Annotated in this window: 17 protein-coding genes; 6 read left to right on the forward strand and 11 right to left on the reverse strand. The window is 53.3% G+C overall.

Annotation, left to right across the window (positions count from 1 at the left end; translation table 11 throughout):
• Window positions 1-5 precede the first annotated feature (5 nt).
• Window positions 6-386: an aspartate 1-decarboxylase gene (gene panD, locus AAYN39_RS03670; protein ID WP_000621526.1), complete on the forward strand. Its 381-nt coding sequence runs from the start codon at window positions 6-8 to the stop codon at window positions 384-386.
• Window positions 387-392: 6 nt separating this feature from the next.
• On the opposite strand, the gene AAYN39_RS03675 is transcribed toward panD, so the two are convergent.
• The 4 genes from AAYN39_RS03675 to AAYN39_RS03690 form a co-directional block, all read right to left on the reverse strand.
• Window positions 393-1,622: a polysaccharide deacetylase family protein gene (locus AAYN39_RS03675; RefSeq protein WP_000245324.1), complete on the reverse strand. Its 1,230-nt coding sequence runs from the start codon at window positions 1,620-1,622 to the stop codon at window positions 393-395.
• A gap of 61 nt (window positions 1,623-1,683) precedes the next feature.
• Entirely contained in the window at window positions 1,684-2,124 is a 441-nt protein-coding gene (locus AAYN39_RS03680) for a PTS sugar transporter subunit IIA (protein WP_000901966.1), read from the reverse strand.
• Window positions 2,125-2,228: 104 nt separating this feature from the next.
• Window positions 2,229-2,999 carry an ABC transporter permease gene (locus AAYN39_RS03685; RefSeq protein ID WP_000983419.1) on the reverse strand — a complete coding sequence of 257 codons (771 nt, stop codon included), beginning with the start codon at window positions 2,997-2,999 and terminating at the stop codon, window positions 2,229-2,231.
• Window positions 2,996-3,922, reverse strand: a complete 927-nt coding sequence (locus AAYN39_RS03690) for an ABC transporter ATP-binding protein (RefSeq protein WP_000150629.1) — start codon at window positions 3,920-3,922, stop codon at window positions 2,996-2,998. Before AAYN39_RS03690 ends, AAYN39_RS03685 begins: the two co-directional genes overlap by 4 nt.
• Before the next feature lie 108 nt (window positions 3,923-4,030).
• On the opposite strand from AAYN39_RS03690, the gene can reads away from it, so the two are divergent.
• Window positions 4,031-4,693, forward strand: coding sequence for a carbonate dehydratase (can, locus tag AAYN39_RS03695; protein WP_000651585.1), 663 nt, complete (start codon window positions 4,031-4,033; stop codon window positions 4,691-4,693).
• Between the two features lie 57 nt (window positions 4,694-4,750).
• Here the strand turns inward: can and hpt are convergent, their stop codons facing one another.
• Entirely contained in the window at window positions 4,751-5,287 is a 537-nt protein-coding gene (gene hpt / locus AAYN39_RS03700) for a hypoxanthine phosphoribosyltransferase (protein WP_000683333.1), read from the reverse strand.
• 205 nt (window positions 5,288-5,492) lie between these two features.
• On the opposite strand from hpt, the gene AAYN39_RS03705 reads away from it, so the two are divergent.
• Window positions 5,493-7,883: a pyrroloquinoline quinone-dependent dehydrogenase gene (locus AAYN39_RS03705; protein ID WP_000829735.1), complete on the forward strand. Its 2,391-nt coding sequence runs from the start codon at window positions 5,493-5,495 to the stop codon at window positions 7,881-7,883.
• Between the two features lie 77 nt (window positions 7,884-7,960).
• Here the strand turns inward: AAYN39_RS03705 and cueO are convergent, their stop codons facing one another.
• Window positions 7,961-9,571, reverse strand: coding sequence for a multicopper oxidase CueO (gene cueO / locus AAYN39_RS03710; RefSeq protein WP_000946058.1), 1,611 nt, complete (start codon window positions 9,569-9,571; stop codon window positions 7,961-7,963).
• A gap of 201 nt (window positions 9,572-9,772) precedes the next feature.
• Here cueO and AAYN39_RS03715 point away from each other — a divergent pair, with 201 nt between their 5' ends.
• From AAYN39_RS03715 to speD, 3 genes are all read left to right on the forward strand, one after another.
• On the forward strand, window positions 9,773-10,120 hold the full coding sequence (locus AAYN39_RS03715) for a YacC family pilotin-like protein (RefSeq protein WP_000846613.1): 348 nt from the start codon (window positions 9,773-9,775) through the stop codon (window positions 10,118-10,120).
• 106 nt (window positions 10,121-10,226) lie between these two features.
• Window positions 10,227-11,087, forward strand: coding sequence for a polyamine aminopropyltransferase (gene speE / locus AAYN39_RS03720; protein ID WP_000829972.1), 861 nt, complete (start codon window positions 10,227-10,229; stop codon window positions 11,085-11,087).
• Window positions 11,088-11,107: 20 nt separating this feature from the next.
• Window positions 11,108-11,902, forward strand: coding sequence for an adenosylmethionine decarboxylase (gene speD / locus AAYN39_RS03725; RefSeq protein WP_000734279.1), 795 nt, complete (start codon window positions 11,108-11,110; stop codon window positions 11,900-11,902).
• 29 nt (window positions 11,903-11,931) lie between these two features.
• Here speD and AAYN39_RS03730 read toward each other — a convergent pair whose 3' ends face one another.
• The 5 genes from AAYN39_RS03730 to yacL all read right to left on the reverse strand — a co-directional run bounded on the left by AAYN39_RS03730 (window position 11,932) and on the right by yacL (window position 16,500).
• Window positions 11,932-12,699, reverse strand: coding sequence for a DeoR/GlpR family DNA-binding transcription regulator (locus AAYN39_RS03730; protein ID WP_000678254.1), 768 nt, complete (start codon window positions 12,697-12,699; stop codon window positions 11,932-11,934).
• A gap of 9 nt (window positions 12,700-12,708) precedes the next feature.
• Window positions 12,709-13,692, reverse strand: a complete 984-nt coding sequence (locus AAYN39_RS03735; RefSeq protein ID WP_000448742.1) for a D-threonate 4-phosphate dehydrogenase — start codon at window positions 13,690-13,692, stop codon at window positions 12,709-12,711.
• Window positions 13,682-14,953 (reverse strand): D-threonate kinase, encoded by a 1,272-nt coding sequence (locus AAYN39_RS03740; protein ID WP_000783298.1) that lies wholly within the window; start codon window positions 14,951-14,953, stop codon window positions 13,682-13,684. Before AAYN39_RS03740 ends, AAYN39_RS03735 begins: the two co-directional genes overlap by 11 nt.
• Complete coding sequence (locus AAYN39_RS03745) at window positions 14,950-15,903, reverse strand: 2-keto-3-deoxygluconate permease 1 (protein ID WP_001022089.1); 954 nt, start codon at window positions 15,901-15,903, stop codon at window positions 14,950-14,952. Before AAYN39_RS03745 ends, AAYN39_RS03740 begins: the two co-directional genes overlap by 4 nt.
• 234 nt (window positions 15,904-16,137) lie before the next feature.
• Entirely contained in the window at window positions 16,138-16,500 is a 363-nt protein-coding gene (gene yacL, locus AAYN39_RS03750; RefSeq protein ID WP_000384314.1) for a protein YacL, read from the reverse strand.
• Between the last annotated feature and the right edge of the window lie 73 nt (window positions 16,501-16,573).

Raw genomic sequence — 16,573 nt, forward strand, 5'->3', positions numbered from 1 at the left:
AAGTTATGATTCGCACCATGCTGCAAGGCAAGCTCCACCGCGTAAAAGTCACGCAGGCGGACCTGCACTACGAAGGCTCCTGCGCCATTGACCAGGATTTCCTTGATGCCTCCGGTATTCTGGAAAACGAAGCGATTGATATCTGGAACGTGACCAATGGGAAACGTTTCTCAACCTATGCGATTGCGGCTGAACGCGGCTCCAGAATCATCTCGGTGAACGGTGCGGCGGCGCACTGCGCTGAAGTTGGCGACATTGTGATTATCGCCAGCTTCGTCACCATGTCTGATGAAGAAGCGCGTACATGGCGTCCGAAAGTGGCCTACTTTGAAGGCGACAACGAAATGAAGCGCACCGCGAAAGCCATTCCGGTTCAGGTTGCCTGATAGTCCTTACCCCTGCGGCTGATTGACTATCAGCCGCGACATCGTTTCCAGCGAATCCGTGCGTAAAATATACAGCCTTTTGAGCAGCATCGGATTATCTCCCGGCTTCACCTTCCCTCTCACCGTGGTGACCGCCAGATGGAAACCGGCGTCTTTTGCTGCTTTGATCGCGGTCGCGTTATAGCCGCCAAAGGGATAAGAAAGATAAAATACGTGCGGAGTAAACTGTGTGAGCGCCCGCCGCGAACGTTCAAAATCAAACAGAATATTATGGTAACTGCGGCTATATAAAATCGGGCGGCGATGCCCGTCTACCCGGTGTAAAAAATGGGTATGCGACTGAAAATCAAAAACATCGCTTATCTTGCGCAATTCGGACACGCTCATAAATTGCAGCGACCTGGGATTCCATTTTTGCGGATGGCGCTTAATACGCGATGAGATAATAAATGCCGTCGCTTTCATATCGTACTGCTTTAATACCGGATATGCATAGCGACTCACCGATTTAAGGCCATCATCAAAGGTGATAGCCACCGCGCGCGCCGGGAAATTAGCGCGGTTATAGATGTAATCCTCCAGTTGGTACATCGTCAACGTGGCATAGCCGCGATCGCGAAGCCAGGTCATTTGGTTGCTGAATGCCCGAACCGAAGTCGTGGTGGAGGTATGGCGAAAACGGGTATTCTCTTCATCACGTAAAATGTGATGATAGGTCAAAATCGGAATGCCGTTGTCTTCCTGCGCATCCATGGCGTTGACATAAGCCAGCCTGTCGCCAATACGGATCTGATTCCAGGTTTGATGTAGCCGGCCTTTCAGCTTGCTAATAATGGGGTAACGCAAATTATCCACCAATACGCCAAACGGGGCGCTACTGATGTCCGGCGCGTTATACACCGGCGTGTCCTTCCAGGTCACCAGATTCTGATTGCTGAGCGGCTTGTTAAGATCGCCCAGCCCATCTTCCACTTTTTGTTTTCCCTGCACGGGTCCCAGATGGCCTTTATCGATAAACCCCACACCGAAGCCAAATTTAAAGGCATAATAATCAACCGCAACAGGCGTTACGGAAAGAATTTGTCCGGCGCGGATATTCCCTACGGTCACCATTTTGTCGCCAATCTGCGACCAGATGGCGGCATCTTTCGTCGTTTGCATATAACGAGCGGGCAAGGCAGCCAACACATTACCGGCGAAAAAGAACAGCAAGATAAGAACAACACGCATAACCATATATCATAACCGAGGCGAAAAAACGCCGTTATTGTAGCAAAAGCGTCGTCAATGGTATTGATCAAAACTCATACAAATCATGCAGCAATACAAAAGGCGGATTTTTCTGCTGCTGATGCCAGAGACTGGTGACATCCGGCGCGCCAAGCGCGACAATCTGGTCACGAAATGCTGAACTGCTCATCGACTCTCGCAAAGGAATCATTTCCTCTATCAATGAATAGCTAATGCCTGAAATAACTTCACATTGAGGATGTTTATGGCTCATCAGCGACGCTACACGATAAGGCGCCGCGCCGGAAATGTCGGTTAAAAATATCACGCCTTCACCGGAATCGGTGGCATGGAGGGCATCACACATCATGCGGCTCAGCATGTTTGAGCTCAGACCGCGCCAAAAATTGACCGCCCGGCATTGCGCCAGCGGACCATTTTTTCTCTCCAGGCGATCAAGCATATCCTGTGCACGATCGTCATGGCAGGTAATCACCCAACCTAACATAACCTACCTCCTTAGCAGGCAAGTAGTTTATCAGGGTGATCAATCGGGAATGATGACAGCCGTCAAAAGTCTCCTCTTCCCTCCAGGAGAAGAGGAGAATCGTATCAGCTACGCAAACCGCGTCCGCGCTGGATCAGCGACCAACACAGCAGATAGAAAGTAGCGATAAAGATCACCAGTACGCCAAACGTTGTCACCAGCGGCACATCATGGATACCCAGAAAACCATAACGGAAACCGCTGATCATGTAGACGATCGGGTTCAGGTGCGACAACCCTTGCCAGAACGGCGGCAGCAGCGTCAGCGAGTAAAATACCCCGCCGAGGTAGGTCAGCGGCGTCAGCACAAAGGTCGGGATCAGACTGATATCGTCAAAGGTTTTGGCAAACACGGCGTTCAGCAGTCCGGCCAGCGAGAACAGAATCGCGGTCAGAATCAGCGTTAGCGCGACAAATACCCAGGAATGCACCTGGAAAGGCACGAAAAAGAGCGAAATCGCCGTCACCAGAATCCCCACGCACAGCCCGCGCGCCACGCCGCCGCCGACAAATCCGGCGATGATCACGTGCGTTGGCACCGGCGCGACCAGCAGTTCCTCAATATTGCGCTGAAACTTGGCGCTAAAGAACGAGGAGGCCACATTGGCGTAGGAGTTAGTAATGACCGCCATCATAATCAGGCCCGGCACAATAAATTGCATATAGCTAAAGCCATGCATTTCGCCGATGCGCGAACCGATCAGGTTACCGAAAATAATAAAATAGAGCGTCATGGTGATGACAGGCGGCACCAGCGTTTGCACCCAGATCCGCATAAAGCGGTGGATCTCTTTCGCCCAGATGCTTTTAAGGGCAACCCAGTAAAGCTGCATCATGCGCGATCTCCTTGTTTTTCATGCACCAGCGACACAAACAGTTCTTCCAGACGGTTGGCTTTATTACGCATACTTAATACCTGAACCCCCTGCTCGCTCAGTTGGCTAAAGACGCTGTTAACCCCCTGCTCGCGTAACACTTCCACCTCCAGAGTCGAGGTATCCACCAGACGATATTGATAACCCGTAAGCTTAGGTAGCGGGCTTTTGGGCGCTAAATCCAGAATAAATGTCTCCGATTTCAGCTTTGAAAGCAGATTTTTCATGGAAGTATTTTCCACCAGCTCGCCGTGCTGAATAATACCGATATTGCGGCACAGCATTTCCGCCTCTTCCAGATAGTGGGTGGTGAGAATAATGGTGGTGCCTTTGGCGTTTAAGTCTTTCAGGAACCCCCACATTGAGCGACGTAATTCGATATCGACGCCCGCCGTCGGCTCGTCGAGAATCAATAGTTTAGGCTCATGCATCAATGCGCGGGCGATCATCAGGCGGCGTTTCATCCCACCGGACAGCATCCGCGCGCGTTCATGACGTTTTTCCCACAGATCGAGCTGTTTTAAATACTTTTCGCTACGTAAAACCGCCTCTTTATGCTCCACGCCGTAATAACCCGCCTGATTCACTACGATCTGTTGCACCGTTTCAAACGGGTTAAAGTTAAACTCCTGTGACACCAGTCCAAGCTGTCGCTTGGCGTTAACCACGTCTTTTTCCAGGTCGTAACCAAAAACGTTAACGCGCCCGGACGTTTTATTAACCAATGAGCTGATAATACCGATGGTGGTCGATTTCCCTGCTCCATTTGGCCCCAGAAGCGCGTAAAAATCCCCCGCTTCGACCTGCAAATCTATGCCGCGCAGCGCCTGAACGCCGCCGGGATAGGTTTTTTTAAGTTGTTGAAGTTCCAGCGCAATGGTCATAAATTCTCACTTACTTTACGTTCTTACACTTTATATATGGTTTAAATAATTACGGAGTTGCCCTATATTAGCCCAACGCACTTATTTGGTTACAGGTCGTTAACTTCCATGAAAGACATAGATACACTCATCAGCAACAATGCACTATGGTCAAAAATGCTGGTGGAAGAGGACCCCGGATTTTTTGAGAAACTGGCGCAAGCGCAAAAACCGCGCTTTCTATGGATTGGATGTTCCGACAGCCGCGTTCCCGCAGAGCGTTTAACCGGGCTTGAACCGGGCGAATTGTTTGTTCACCGTAATGTGGCTAACCTGGTTATTCACACCGATCTGAACTGTCTCTCCGTGGTTCAGTATGCGGTAGATGCTCTGGAAGTTGAGCATATTATCATTTGCGGCCACTCCGGTTGCGGCGGTATCAAGGCTGCGGTAGAAAACCCTGAGCTGGGCTTGATTAATAACTGGCTGCTGCATATCCGCGACATCTGGCTTAAACATAGCTCGCTGTTGGGAAAAATGCCCGAAGAGCAACGTCTGGACGCGCTCTATGAATTGAACGTCATGGAGCAGGTCTATAACCTGGGGCATTCCACCATTATGCAGTCAGCGTGGAAACGCGGGCAGAATGTGACCATTCACGGCTGGGCGTACAGTATCAATGATGGCCTGCTGCGCGATCTTGACGTCACCGCCACCAACAGAGAAACGCTGGAGAACGGCTATCATAAGGGTATCTCCGCCCTAAGTCTGAAATACATTCCCCACCAATAAGCCATTAGCTATAGGCCGGATAAGTCGCTTTAGCGACGCCATCCGGCATTTCTGCGCTTACTCGTCCAGCAGCACCACTTTACCAACATACGGTAGATGGCGATAACGCTGGGCGTAGTCGATACCGTAACCGACTACAAATTCGTCCGGAATCGAAAAGCCAACGAACTCAACCGGCACGTCCACTTCTCGGCGAGACGGCTTATCCAGCAGCGTACAAATCGCCAGCGATTTCGGCTCGCGCAGGCCCAGGATTTCACGGACCTTCGACAGCGTATTACCGGAATCAATAATGTCTTCGACAATCAGCACGTCTTTACCACGAATATCCTCATCCAGATCTTTGAGGATTTTCACGTCGCGGGTGGTGGACATACCGCTACCATAACTGGAGGCGGTCATAAAATCGACTTCATGAGGAACCTGAACTTCACGGCACAGGTCCGCCATAAACATAAATGAGCCACGCAACAGACCTACCAGCACCATTTCACTGTCGCTGTCTTTATAACGTTCGGTAATCTGACGACCCAGCTCGGCAATACGTGCTTTGATCTCCGCTTCGGGGATCATGACTTCAACAGTATGTTTCATATTTATAACCATATGATTTAAAAACAAATCACTCAATGCCGGTGACTAATAACGCCGCATTGACGCGCAAGGCACGCAGTATAACAGCAAACGTATTCATTCGCGGCATTTGATAAGAAAGCTCATTTTGTGATGACGATCACACATGTTAATTCCTATGCTTAATTGCTACTAAAAAATTAACAATTTGGGATGGTGTCTTTTTATGGCAGAAAATAACGCACGATCGCCACGATTACTCGTGACGCTGACGGCCCTCTTTGCAGCACTTTGCGGGCTGTATCTTCTTATCGGAGGTGTCTGGCTGGTTGCTATTGGCGGTTCCTGGTACTACCCCATCGCGGGCCTCGTGATGCTGGTTGTGGCCGGATTGCTATGGCGCAGTAAACGTGCCGCACTGTGGCTGTATGCCGCCCTGCTGCTGGCGACAATGATTTGGGGCGTGTGGGAAGTCGGGTTCGACTTCTGGGCACTCACGCCGCGTAGCGATATCCTGGTGTTTTTCGGCATCTGGCTAATATTGCCGTTTGTCTGGCATCGGCTGGTGGTTCCTTCCAGCGGCGCAGTGGCGGCGCTGGTCGTGGCGCTGCTGATTAGCGGCGGCATTCTGACCTGGGCTGGCTTCAACGACCCGCAGGAGATCAACGGTACGCTTCGCGCCGACGCCACGCCCGCCGCAACAAGTTCGTCGATCGCCGACGAAGACTGGCCGGCCTATGGACGTAATCAGGAAGGCCAACGCTATTCGCCGCTGAAACAGATCACTGCGGATAACGTTCACCAACTGAAAGAAGCGTGGGTCTTCCGCACCGGCGATCTGAAACAACCCAACGATCCGGGTGAAATCACCAACGAAGTGACCCCGATAAAAGTCGGTGATACGCTTTATCTGTGTACAGCTCACCAGCGTCTGTTCGCGCTGGACGCCGCCAGCGGTAAAGAGAAGTGGCATTTTGATCCTCAGTTGAAGACCGATTCGTCTTTCCAGCATGTGACCTGCCGCGGCGTCTCTTATCATGAGGCCAAAGCGGATACCGCCTCGCCGGAGGTCATCGCCGACTGTCCGAGCCGCATTATCCTCCCGGTCAACGACGGTCGCCTTTTCGCGGTGAATGCCGAAACCGGCAAGCTGTGTGAAACCTTCGCCAACAAAGGCGTCCTGAATCTGCAAACCAATATGCCGGATACCACGCCGGGACTGTATGAACCGACGTCGCCGCCGATTATCACCGATAAAACAATTGTCATTGCCGGTTCGGTCACGGATAACTTCTCTACTCGCGAAACGTCCGGCGTTATCCGTGGTTTTGATGTTAATAGCGGTAAACTACTGTGGGCCTTCGATCCTGGGGCGAAAGATCCGAACACGATTCCAGCCGATGAGCACGCTTTTACCTTTAACTCGCCGAACTCCTGGGCCCCTGCCGCCTATGATGCGAAACTGGATCTGGTCTATCTGCCGATGGGCGTGACCACGCCGGATATCTGGGGCGGTAACCGCACGCCGGAGCAGGAACGTTATGCCAGCTCCATCCTGGCGCTGAATGCCACCACCGGGAAACTGGCCTGGAGTTATCAGACCGTCCATCACGATCTGTGGGATATGGACCTGCCGGCACAGCCGACGCTGGCGGATATTACCGTTGACGGTACTACCGTTCCGGTTATCTATGCACCAGCGAAAACCGGTAATATCTTTGTGCTGGACAGACGTAATGGCGAGCTGGTCGTGCCCGCTCCGGAAAAACCGGTCCCGCAGGGCGCGGCAAAAGGCGATTATGTCGCCAAAACTCAGCCGTTCTCTGATTTAACCTTCCGCCCGAAAAAAGATCTCTCCGGCGCGGATATGTGGGGCGCGACCATGTTCGACCAACTGGTGTGCCGCGTTATGTTCCACCAGTTGCGCTATGAAGGTATCTTCACCCCGCCATCCGAGCAGGGGACATTGGTATTCCCTGGCAACCTGGGGATGTTTGAATGGGGCGGTATTTCCGTCGATCCAGACCGTCAGGTCGCTATCGCTAACCCGATGGCGCTGCCGTTTGTCTCGAAGCTGATCCCACGCGGCCCGGGTAATCCAATGGAACCGCCGAAAGACGCGAAAGGTACCGGTACAGAAGCGGGTATTCAGCCGCAGTACGGCGTACCGTTCGGCGTCACGCTGAATCCGTTCCTTTCGCCGTTTGGTTTGCCGTGTAAACAACCGGCCTGGGGCTACATTTCCGCGTTGGATCTGAAGACCAATGAAATCGTGTGGAAGAAACGTATAGGGACGCCGCGCGACAGTATGCCGTTCCCGATGCCGGTTCCGGTGCCGTTCAACATGGGGATGCCCATGCTGGGCGGGCCAATCTCAACCGCCGGTAACGTGCTGTTCATTGCCGCGACCGCCGACAACTACCTGCGCGCTTATAACATGAGCAACGGGGAAAAACTGTGGCAGGGACGTTTACCCGCCGGAGGCCAGGCAACGCCGATGACCTATGAGGTAAACGGTAAGCAGTACGTGGTCATTTCTGCCGGAGGCCACGGTTCGTTTGGTACGAAGATGGGCGACTATATCGTGGCCTATGCTTTGCCTGACGACGCGAAATAACCATTAATGCCCGGCGTATGCCGGGCATTGTGCCGGGTAGCGGTTTCGCCTTACCCGGCCTGCGTCACAGACATCGATTAGACCGTAAATCCTAACATCATTCCCGTATCTTCATGTTCTAACAGATGACAGTGCGCCATATAGGCATGTTCCTTCGGCGCGTCGTGATCGAACTTGACCAGCACTTCGCTGATACCGCCCTCAACGCGTACCGTATCCTTCCAGCCCGTTCTGTGCGCCGCTGGCGCTTTGCCGTTCTCTGACAAAATACGGAACTGGGTGCCGTGAATATGGAAAGGATGCAGCATCATGTCACCCACGCCGGAAATCACCCAACGTTCATGTCGGCCTTTTTGCGCCGCGAACATCGGTTTGTTCATATCGAAGACCTGGCCGTTGATAAAGTTAGCGTTATGGAAGTCGAATTTTCCGCCGTGATTCATATTGCCCATCGCGCCATGATTCATCCCGCTGTGATCCATGTTGCCATGATCCATCTCGCCATGCCCCATATTGCCGCCCTGCATATGCGCGTTCATGCTGTCATGATCCATGCCGCTCATCGCCTGAGCGCCATATTTCTTCATCAGCATTTGCATCCCCATCATATCAAGGCGCGGGTCCATCGACAGTTTCAGGTTGCGCACCGTCAGCCCTTCCAGCGACGGCAGCGCCGGCATCGTCGTCAACGTATCCGGCAGCGTACCGGAGGCGGTAATCCGCAGCGGCTGGATACGCATCACCGGATGCGGTTTATCAAACGGAGCGATCGCCATTCCCATCTGGCTGACCGGCAGGGTCACCAGATCAAAGGCTTTCCCGTCGCTGATATCCACCAGCACTTCAAAACGCTCGCCCATTAATAACGGCAGTTCGGTGACTTTCACCGGCTCCGCCAGCAGGCCGCCGTCGCTGGCGATCACATAAAGCGGACGATTATCGCTGGCGGCGATATTCAGCGAACGCGCATTACAGCCATTCAGCAAGCGCAGACGTAGCCAGCCTTTCGGCGCGGAATGCTGCGGATAGATAGCGCCATTGGTCAGCAGCGTATCGCCAAACCAGCCGACGGCGGCGGTCATAATATCCAGTTGATAATCAATCTGGCCATCGGCGGAGAAGCGTTTGTCCTGAATGATCACCGGCACATCGTCGATACCCCACTGTTTCGGCAGGCGCAATTTGCGAATCTCGTCATCTTCAATCAGCACCAGTCCGGCGAGGCCCATCGCCACCTGGCGCCCGGTTTTGCCGTGTTTGTGCGGATGAATCCAGCAGGTCGCGGCGCGTTGCTGCGGCGTAAACGTCACCGTGCGGGTTCCGCCAGCGGGAATAATCCCCTGCGGGCCGCCGTCAACGATGCCCGGAATCTCCAGACCATGCCAGTGAAGCGTCGTGTCTTCGGCCAGTTGGTTATGGATATCAACGGTCACGCTTTTTCCTTTGTGAAGCTGTACCGCTGGCCCCAGCAAATTACCGTTGTAGCCCCAGGTTGTCGCGTTCTTACCGGCGAATGTCGACTGTCCGGCTTTAACAATTAACTGCATACGGTTGCTCGCATCTGCCGTTAACAGGTCAGGAATAGGCAACGCGGGACGTTCGGCGGCAAAAGCGGCGCGGCTCCACAGCGGCAGCGCTGATGCAACCCCCAGCGCCACTGAATATTTTAAGAAATCACGGCGTAACATAATCATTTCCTTATAATGAACAGGCGGGTGTCTAAGCTTAGACCCTGCCCTAACGGGAAGGTCAAGCCAGCAACACGTCTTTACCGTTCCTGACAGCAATACAACAAGAATGAAAACGCCGCGACCAATCCTGATAATAAAAGTCGTCGCTACGTTCTCAGTATGCTAACGTTGACTTTCCCTGATGCCGTGGTAGAAGCAATGAAGACGTTTTTCAGACCCGTGTTGTTTGGCAGCCTGATGGCCTTATGCGCAAATAGCTATGCGCTTACTGAATCCGAAGCTGAAGATATGGCCGATTTAACGGCGGTTTTCGTTTTTCTGAAAAATGACTGTGGTTACCAAAATTTACCCAACAGTCAGATTCGCCGTGCGCTGGTCTTTTTTGCCCAGCAAAATCAGTGGGACCTGAGTAACTACGACACCTTCGATATGAAATCGTTGGGCGAAGACAGCTACCGCGATCTTAGCGGCATCGGTATTCCGGTCGCTAAAAAATGCAAAGCTCTGGCCCGCGATTCTCTGAGCCTGTTAGCCTACGTTAAATAATCCTCCGCGATCCTATTGCTGAAATAATGACCGTGCATCCACGGTCATTGTTAGCTATGATGTTGCGCCCTTTTTTTACGGGTGTTAACAATGGAGGTATCAGCCAATGGCCGAAAATACGATGTGGCATGAAACGCTACACGACCAGTTTGGTCAGTACTTTGCCGTAGACAACGTTCTGTATCATGAAAAAACCGATCACCAGGATTTAATCATCTTTGAAAACGCCGCTTTTGGCCGCGTGATGGCGCTGGACGGCGTGGTACAGACCACCGAACGCGACGAGTTTATTTATCATGAAATGATGACCCATGTCCCGCTGCTGGCGCACGGTCATGCGAAACACGTTCTGATTATCGGCGGCGGCGACGGCGCAATGCTACGTGAAGTTACCCGGCATAAAAACGTCGAAACCATCACCATGGTAGAGATAGACGCTGGCGTAGTCTCGTTTTGCCGCCAGTATTTACCCAACCACAATGCCGGCAGCTACGACGATCCGCGCTTTACGCTGGTGATCGACGACGGCGTGAATTTCGTCAATCAGACCCATCAGACCTTTGATGTGATCATTTCCGACTGTACCGATCCGATAGGCCCCGGCGAAAGCCTGTTTACCTCCGCCTTTTATGAAGGCTGTAAGCGTTGCCTGAATCCGGGCGGCATTTTTGTCGCCCAGAACGGCGTGTGCTTCCTGCAACAGGATGAAGCGCTCGACAGCCACCGCAAGCTGAGTCATTACTTCAGCGATGTCGGCTTCTACCAAGCGGCGATTCCGACCTATTACGGCGGCATTATGACCTTCGCCTGGGCGACGGACAACGACGCTCTTCGCCACCTGTCGAGCGAAATTATTCAGGCGCGTTTTCATGCCGCCGGCCTCAAATGCCGCTATTACAACTCGGCTATTCATGCCGCTGCATTTGCGCTACCGCAATATCTACATGACGCACTGTCCGCACAGTGACGTTAAGGAGGTGATAAAAATTGAAAAAGCTGAAACTGCATGGCTTTAACAATCTGACGAAAAGCCTGAGTTTTTGTATTTACGATATCTGCTACGCCAAAACCGCAGAAGAGCGCGATGGCTATATCGCCTATATCGATGAACTCTATAACGCCAACCGACTGACCGAGATCCTGTCGGAGACCTGCTCCATTATCGGCGCGAACATCCTGAACATCGCCCGTCAGGATTATGAACCCCAGGGCGCCAGCGTCACGATTCTGGTGAGCGAAGAGCCGATCGACCCGAAACTTATCGACCAAACCGAACATCCCGGCCCGCTGCCGGAAACCGTGGTGGCGCACCTCGATAAGAGCCATATCTGTGTGCATACCTATCCGGAAAGCCATCCGGAAGGCGGGCTTTGCACCTTTCGCGCCGACATCGAAGTGTCAACCTGCGGGGTGATTTCACCGCTAAAAGCGCTCAATTACCTGATCCACCAGCTAGAGTCTGATATCGTCACCATCGATTACCGCGTGCGCGGCTTTACGCGCGACGTCAACGGTATGAAACACTTTATCGATCATGAGATTAATTCCATTCAGAATTTTATGTCGGAAGATATGAAGTCGCTGTATGACATGGTGGATGTAAACGTGTATCAGGAAAATATTTTCCATACCAAGATGCTGCTTAAAGAGTTCGATCTTAAGCACTATATGTTTCACACCAAACCGGAAGATCTCACTGAAACCGAACGCCAGCAGATCACCGCCGCGCTGTGGAAAGAGATGCGCGAGATTTACTACGGCCGCAATATTTCTGCGGTCTGATTCACCACTGGCAGCGCCTGACGGCGCTGTCACTCCGGCTGCACCAGCGTTAGCGCAAAAGCGCGCCCTTTTAGTTCAACCTGCGCTGACGGCGGCAGATTGACGTCGGTAATCACATCATTAAAGCGCTCAAGCGGCACCACATTAAAGAGCGAATGCGCGCCATACTTACTGCTGTCCGCCAGCAACACTTTGCGCTGCGCATTAGCAATAATCTCCTGTTTAAGCCCGGCCTTATCTTCCGTTGGGGTCGTCACGCCCGTTTTTACCCCCCATGAATTACAGCTCATAAACGCGATGTTCGGATAAACGCTGCGCAACAGCTTGCGCCCATGCTCACCGATACAGGACTGACTGCTGTCATCGATACGACCGCCGACAATCGTCACTTCAATTTGCCGGAACTCAGCTAAAAACAGCGCAATATGCAGATCGACGGTGATGACCCGCAGCGGAAGATGGGTTAAGCATTTCGCCAGTTCCATCATTGTCGTACCGGCATCCAGCACGACGGCATCGCCAGCATTGACCAGCGATGCGGCAACGCGTGCAATCGCCCGTTTTTCAGCGGGCGATCGCAGTTGTTTTTCATTGGTGGTGGGCTGGGCGGGTTCAAAACGCCGCAGCGCCACGCCGCCATGACTACGGCTGATCACGCCCTGCTCATCCAGCTTGATCAAATCGCGACGGATAGTGGCTGGCGATGCGTCAACCGCCTCAACCAGCTGTTCTACCGTAACCAGCGTATGGTTTTTCAGATACGCCACAATGAGATCCAGACGGTGTTGTCCTTTCATAACAGGGAATTATGCCAGTTGCATTGCCAGTTTGATCGATACGGCCATGCTCTCAGATTTTGCTTTTCCCGTCCAGGCGATATCAAATGCGGTGCCATGATCGGCAGAGGTCCGGATAAACGGCAGCCCTGCGGTGATATTCACGCCATCATAAAAGCCAAGCAATTTCAACGGGATATGCCCCTGGTCATGATACATCGCCACCACCATATCATACTGTCCCTCATAAGCCTGGAGAAATACAGTATCCGGCGGGCACGGCCCATAAACGTCCATACCTTTTGCGCGGGCATCGGTAATGGCTGGCGTCAGGATACGCGTCTCTTCATCGCCAAACAGACCATTCTCGCCCGCATGAGGATTCACGCCTGCCACGGCGATACGCGGTTTAACGTAACCCACACGCTTGAGGAAAGTATCAGCAATACCAATCACCGTTTCGACACGCGTGGTACTTAACGTATCAAGGAATTTACGCAGCGCGATATGCGTTGAAACGTGAATCACTTTTAGTTTATCGGTGTAAAGTACCATCGCGTAATCGCGGCTATGGGTCAGAGTCGCGAGCAGCTCGGTATGGCCCGGATAGTTGTGCCCCGCCAGGTGCAGCGCCTCTTTATTCAGCGGCGCGGTAGCGATAGCCTGTACGTCGCCCCGTAACGCTAACTCGGTGGCGCGCTTCACGCAGCGATACGCTAAATCCCCCGCCTGCGCCTGAACTTTCCCGGCCTCCAGCGCCTCCGGCTGCGCCAGCGGCTCATCAATCACATGAATGATGCCGGGCGCAAAACGCGCTTCGGCGACCCGTTCAATGGCCCGTAACTCGACGTTCGGCGTGATGCCCTTCGCCTGTAAACATTTCAAGGTTGCGAGGCATCCAATCACCACCAGCGGCGCGCCGTTGAGACCGTCTTCACTTAGCGCTTTAACAATAATTTCCGGCCCAATGCCCGCTGGATCGCCCATGGTAATGGCAACGGTTTTAGTCTCCACAATACATCTCCTCAATATAATAAAGCGCGTCACACAACGTACTGTCTGAACCGAATCCGCCCGCTTTGGTAATGACCGGCAGATCGTCAATTTCGCTGTTTACAAACGTTCCACAGGGAATACAGGGCGCCACCTCGCTCTGAATGCGATAACCTTCAGCGCCAAGCGCGCCGGCGACGGCGGTAGCGATATCGCCGCCGGTCAGAAACAGCCCGCCAATCCGCGCCTGCTCGATAATATTTAACGTGACGACGCCAAGCCGATGACTCAGTCGCTCGCCCAATTGCTGACGGCTCATCGCGGATTTTTCGCACAGCGCGTCGATTAACTGTCGATCTTCTGCGCGACGGCTGGTGCGTAAAATCGTATGTCGATGCTGACTTAACAGCGCGCAGGCCTGCTCTACGACAGACGCGATTTCCTGCTCCGCGCTATCCGACACCATGCGCGCGGCATCGATATCCACGACCTCCGCACGTCCCCGGCACAGCGCATTATCCACCTGACGTCGCGTGGCTTCGCTCATCGAACCGGCTACCACCAGTACCGGTAGCCGCTGCCGGTCTTGCATAAAAAGTTCAACCGGCAACGCATTCGCCAGACCAGCTGCGCCGACGAGCAGCGGCATCGACGGTTGTTCGCACGCCGCTTGCGCAATCAACGTCAGGTCCCGCTCTTCTACCGCATCCACGACGATAATCCCTTCGCCCTCAGCCGCATAAGCCGTAAGTAAGGCGCTTAACCCGCCGCGTCGGACATCCTGTAAAAAGACTTCATACACAGGGATCTCACTTTGCAACGCCACTATCTCGGCAATACGGGAAGAGACAATGGGCGTTTTCGGATCGCTAGCAAATTCGGTTTCCAGTAGCGGGGCGCCATTAACCAGACATTTTCCTTCAAGCGTCGTGCGTCCGGCCGCAGGGATCGCAGCAGCGATAACGGCCAGTTTTCGCTGACTGGCGCGCATAGCTGCCGTCACTTCGGCGCCGATATTGCCGCGAAATGTGGAGTCGATTTTTTTGTACACCAGCGGCGCTGGCGATGTCTCACACCACGGGGAAAGCGCGGCATAAACGGCAGATGCCGCCTGATCTGCGGGCATCGCCCGGCTTTCGGTGTTAATGACTAACACATCGGCGCGGCGGGACGGTTTTTGCGACGCGCTCAACATGACTTCCGTTCTCGCCCCCTTCTTCGCCAACTGGACGCCGGTATCATTCGATCCGGTAAAATCATCGGCGATAACCATCATTTTCATGCGTTTTTCTCCAAAGAAGCCTGACGCGCCTGTTTTTTCGCAACCCAGGAGGTCAACACTGGCGTCAGGATTGCCGTGGTGATCACCGAGGCGGCAATCAGCGGAGCGGCAGCAGCGGCCACCTCGGCGAGCGAAGGGTCGGCCTGCGCAATAGCCAGCGGCGTCGCAACGGCATTACCCGCAGTGCTGGAGGCCGCCGCCCCGGCAATGCCAGTTCCGCCAACCAGACGATCTGCGCGAATATTAAAGAAACCGCCAACGAACGTTGTCAGCACGCCGAGCAGAATTCCGGCAAGTCCGCCTTGCAGTAACATTTCCAGGTTGATGCCCGCCCCCAGCGCAAAAGCAAAGAAAGGAATGAGCAGCGGGCCGCCTTTGGTCAAAAAATCGCGCATATGAGGATCAAGATTGCCGAGGATCATGCCGACAACCAGCGGAACCAGCACCGCCACCAGCGCCATAATGGGAATGTTCGCCATCCCTGCCGCGCCCAGCGCAATCATCGTAAAGAAAGGGCCATCATTAAGAGACAAAATAGAGATAGCGCCGACGTCGCGCTCATTGCCGAATTCGCCTACCAACGCAGCATAAAGTCCGCCATTCGAATTGCTCATCGCCGCGATAATCGCCACGCCGCTCAGGCCAAAAATACCCTCCGCGCCGAAAAGATGCTCCACGCCCAGGCCAATGCCGATGGCGACAAGCAACTTAGTGAGCGTAATCGTCCCGCCCTGCAATAACGCCTGGGGCGCGGCTTTCACACTGATACCGGCTCCCATACACAGCAGAAAAGCGCCAATCAGCGGCGCCGCGCCGTTTTTAAATAAGGCAGTGGTAAAACCGCCAATCTCAAGCGCCTGCGGGGCGAAGGTGTTAATGACTGCGCCAATAACGAGCGGTACGACCATCATGCCGCCGGGTACGCGCTCTATTGCTTTTTTGATGTTCATGGTCTTACCGCCTGTTGCTTGTTGTGATTGAATAAAATCATAACGATTATATTCAATCAAATTAAGATCACAAACGCGTCAGATCACAGTTTTAAAATGATTAATAAAAATCAAAAAATCATTCTGCAATAAAAAAGCCGGGATACTCCCGGCTGGAATGTGTGGTGATTTCGTTTCCACTACCGCCCCCAACTGTCCGTCGACAGGCGTTGCGGGGCAATAACGAAGAGAGGGTCAGGCTTTACTGACGAATTCCCGATACGCGGCGACGACCCGCAGAAAATCCTCCATGCCGCACAGGGATAAACTCTCTTCATCGTAATAACTCATCCCCTCTTCCATCTCATCGCCGGAAAAATCCAGCTGATTGGCGCGAATCATCACTTCTTCGCCGTCCATCCAGATCGTGTACTCATGCCCTGCTCGTTGCCAGGAACGTTCGCTGCCTTTGACCGTACGCGCGGCTTGTTCTACTTCATCCAGTAGCGAGAGGTTGTCTTTAACCTCTTCATTAAACCAGTGACCGACCACCTCGTGGCCCATCGACATTCGTACCAAAACCCGTCCGGTCACATCGCGCAGAAATTCGTAATCCATAATGTGTTCCTCTGCAAAGCCCTTACAGTCATTATCGCAGCAGCGGAGAAGAAAAAAAGCGGGAACAGCAGGC

It is taken from the genome of Salmonella sp. K21076, from assembly GCF_039650795.1.
GTDB classification, from domain to species: Bacteria; Pseudomonadota; Gammaproteobacteria; order Enterobacterales; family Enterobacteriaceae; genus Salmonella; species Salmonella enterica.